We start from the raw sequence: 3,188 nt of genomic DNA, 5'->3' as shown, positions 1-3,188 counted from the left end.
GGCCCTCCACCTGTGGGTGGAGGGCCCTTCCGCCGTCCGTTCCACCCGCCGTCCACCCCGGGCTCCGACGACCCCCGGGCGCCCGGTGCCCAGCGTTCGGGAGGCCGACCAGTACGGGCGCTGATCGCCGCCGCCGGGGCCTCGCTCGGCTCGTACGCCGCGGTGAGCCGGGCGAGCCGGCTGAGCATCACGGCCACCCGGCGGTCTGCTGCTGCTCGGCCACCTGCTGCGGCTGGACATCGAGGCCCGCGGCACCGCGCGCCGGCTGCTCGACCGGGAGCGGGCCGCCGAGGCGGGGCCGGCGGTCCGGCGCACGGCCCAGGAGGCCCTGACCAGCGTGCGCAGACACGCCCCCGGCGCACGCTGCACGGTGGATCTGCGCTACCTGGCGGACGAGGTGGAGCTGGAGGGGCGGGACCAGCGCGCGGGACGCGCGGACACGCCCGGTGAACCGGCCGCGAGTGGTGGCGGGCACGGTCTGTCGGGGATGCGCGAACGCGCCGAACTGCTCGGCGGCGCCCTGCTGGCGGGGACGCGCCGGCGGTCGGTCCGGCGACGGGCGCGCTGCCGGACGGGCTGACCGCCCGGGAGGCGGAGGTGCTGGGGCTGATCGCGGAGGGCTCTCCAACGCCGGGACCGCCCAACGGCCGTACGCCGGACCGGCCACCGTGAGGACCCGCATCGACGATCTCTTCGCCAGGACCGGCGCGCGGGACCGGGCGCAAGCGGTCGCGTACGCCTTCCGAAACGGAATCACCGGGTCGCCCCAGTAGTCGGATGAGCGTCTGTCGGATCATCGATCACCTCATCGAGTGAACGTATCTGCCATGGGAGTTTGGGGAGTTGGGAGCCCCCCATCATGGGTCGGGTCACAACCCCCCGGCCCAGGAGCAGCCGTGCCACAACAGCAGACGAGAAGTCCCGAGCCGGGAGGACAACTGGACTGGTGGGGGCCGGCACCGGTCCCCGGGGCCGTGTCCGGAGCAGAGTCCGGAGCAGCGCCCGGAACCGTTCCCGGGGCCGACGGCGGCGGGACCGACAGCAGCACCGAGGTCTACAAGGCCGTTCAGCAGAGCGCGGCCTTCCGGCGGATCCGGCACAGCTACCGGACCTTCGTCTTCCCCGTCAGCGGTGTGTTCCTCGCCTGGTACCTGCTGTACGTGGCGGCCCAGGCGGCGGCGCCCGGACTGATGCGCCACCCGGTCGCCGGTCCGGTCAACGTGGCCTGGCTGCTCGGGCTGCTGCAGTTCGCCACCACGTTCCTGCTGACCTGGCTCTACTCCCGCAACGCCCGCACCAAGCGCGACCGGGCCGCCCTGTCGCTGCGCTGGGACACCCAGGACCAGCTGCGATGAGGGCCGCCACCCCGCCCCCCGTCGCGCCCACCGGCGACCACCACGACCTGGCCATCGCGCTGTTCGCGGTCATCGTGCTGGTCACCCTGGCGATCACCCTGCTGGCCGGCCGCCGCCGCGGCGGCGCCGAGGACTTCTACGCCGGCGGCCGTGACTTCACACCGCTGCAGAACGGCTTCGCGCTCTCCGGCGACTACCTCTCCGCAGCCTCCTTCCTCGGCGTCGCCGGGCTGATCGCGCTGTACGGCTACGACGGCGTGCTCTACAGCATCGGCTTCCTGGTCGCCTGGCTGGTGGTGCTGATGCTGGTCGCCGAACTGGTCCGCAACGCCGGCCGGTACACCCTCGCCGACGTGCTGGCGCTGCGCCTGCGCCGGCGCAAGGTCCGGGCGGCGGCCGGCGGCGCCAGCGTCGTCGTCACGCTGTTCTACCTGGTCGCCCAGATGGTCGGCGCGGGCAGCCTGGTCGCCCTGCTGCTCGGGACCAACAGCGCCCAGGCCCGGACCTGGACCATCGTGGCGGTGGGCGGTCTGATGATCGTCTACGTCACGGTCGGCGGGATGCGGGCCACCACCTGGATCCAGATCGTCAAGGCCGTCCTGCTGGTCGCCGGCTCGGTGCTGCTGACCGTGCTGCTGGTGGTCCGCTTCCACGGGGACGTCGCCGAGCTGATGCGGCAGGCCGCCCAGCACAGCGGTGCCGGGCAGCGCTACCTGGAACCCGGGCTGAAGTACGGCAAGAGCTTCACCAGCCGGCTGGACTTCTTCAGCCTGGGCCTGGCCCTCGTCCTGGGCACCGCGGGTCTGCCGCACATCCTGTCCCGCTTCTACACCGTGCCCACCGCGCGGGCCGCCCGCCGCTCGACGATGTGGGCGATCGGGCTGGTCGGCGGCTTCTACCTGATGGCCATCGCGCTGGGCCTCGGCGCCACCGCGCTGGTCGGCTCGGCCGAGGTCCGGCACGCCAACTCGGCGGGCAACACCGCCGTCCCGCTGCTCGCCCTGGTGCTCGGCGGCGGCAACGGGTCGACCGGCGGGGTCGTGCTGTTCGCGCTGATCTCGGCGATCGCCTTCGCCACCATCCTCGCCGTGGTCGCCGGGCTCACCCTGGCCTCCTCGGCGGCGTTCGCCCACGACATCTGGGCGGGCGCCTGGCGGTGCCGGCCCCGCCGGACGGGCGCCGGCCGGGGCGACCGGCGGAGCCGCGCGCGCGGCCGCCGGGCGGTGGTGCCCGCCTCGCGGCGGTCGCGCCGAGCGGCGGTCTCGCGGACCGGGGGCGACGGACGCGCGGGTACGGGCGCGGGTACGGGTGCGGCGGACGGCACGCCGACGGTCGCCGAGCGCGAGGAGGTCCTGGTCGCGCGGATCGCGGCGGTCGGGATCGGCGCGGTGGCGATCGTGCTCAGCCTCTTCGCCCAGCAGTTGAACGTCGCCTTCCTGGTCGGCCTGGCCTTCGCCGTCGCCGCCTCCGCCAACCTGCCGGTGCTGCTCTACAGCCTGTTCTGGCGGCGGTTCACCGCCCGCGGCGCGGTCTGTTCGGTGTACGGCGGGCTGATCCCGGCGGTGGTGCTGGTGGCCTTCTCGCCGGTGGTCTCCGGCACCAAGGTGGCGCTGTTCCCCGGGATGGACTTCCACTGGTTCCCGCTGGAGAACCCGGGCATCGTCTCCATCCCGCTCGGCTTCCTGGCCGGCTGGATCGGCACCCTCACCTCGCCCGAGCCGGCCGATCCCGACCGGTTCGCCGAGCTGGAGGTCCGCTCGCTCACGGGCGCCGGGGCGGCGTAGCGGCCCCACTCCCTCGAACGGCCCCGGTGGGCGCGGACGACACCGCGCC

At 74.3% G+C, this 3,188-nt stretch carries 3 protein-coding genes; all 3 read left to right on the top strand.

The features are described from left to right. Positions 1 to 337 precede the first annotated feature (337 nt). The 3 genes from ACFCX4_RS35555 to ACFCX4_RS35545 all read left to right on the top strand — a co-directional run bounded on the left by ACFCX4_RS35555 (position 338) and on the right by ACFCX4_RS35545 (position 3,139). Positions 338 to 580, top strand: coding sequence for a hypothetical protein (locus ACFCX4_RS35555; protein ID WP_376151500.1), 243 nt, complete (start codon positions 338 to 340; stop codon positions 578 to 580). A 394-nt stretch (positions 581 to 974) separates the two neighbouring features. Next, positions 975 to 1,355, top strand: a complete 381-nt coding sequence (locus ACFCX4_RS35550) for a DUF485 domain-containing protein (RefSeq protein WP_376151498.1) — start codon at positions 975 to 977, stop codon at positions 1,353 to 1,355. Further along, the gene (locus ACFCX4_RS35545; RefSeq protein WP_376151496.1) at positions 1,352 to 3,139 is read left to right on the top strand and encodes a cation acetate symporter; all 1,788 of its coding nucleotides are present in this window, start codon (positions 1,352 to 1,354) and stop codon (positions 3,137 to 3,139) included. The genes ACFCX4_RS35550 and ACFCX4_RS35545 overlap by 4 nt, the downstream gene beginning before the upstream one ends. Positions 3,140 to 3,188 lie beyond the last annotated feature (49 nt).

The sequence above is a fragment of the Kitasatospora sp. NPDC056327 genome, from assembly GCF_042261735.1.
GTDB lineage: Bacteria > Actinomycetota > Actinomycetes > Streptomycetales > Streptomycetaceae > Kitasatospora.
The sequence above is the reverse complement of the archived record's forward strand: the minus strand, read 5'-3'. Positions and strand labels throughout refer to the sequence as shown.

What these genes read in the sequence shown, in the direction of transcription:
- ACFCX4_RS35545 (WP_376151496.1), top strand. Translation starts at nt 1,352, where the DNA reads ATGAGGGCCGCCACCCCGCCCCCCGTCGCGCCCACCGGCGACCACCAC.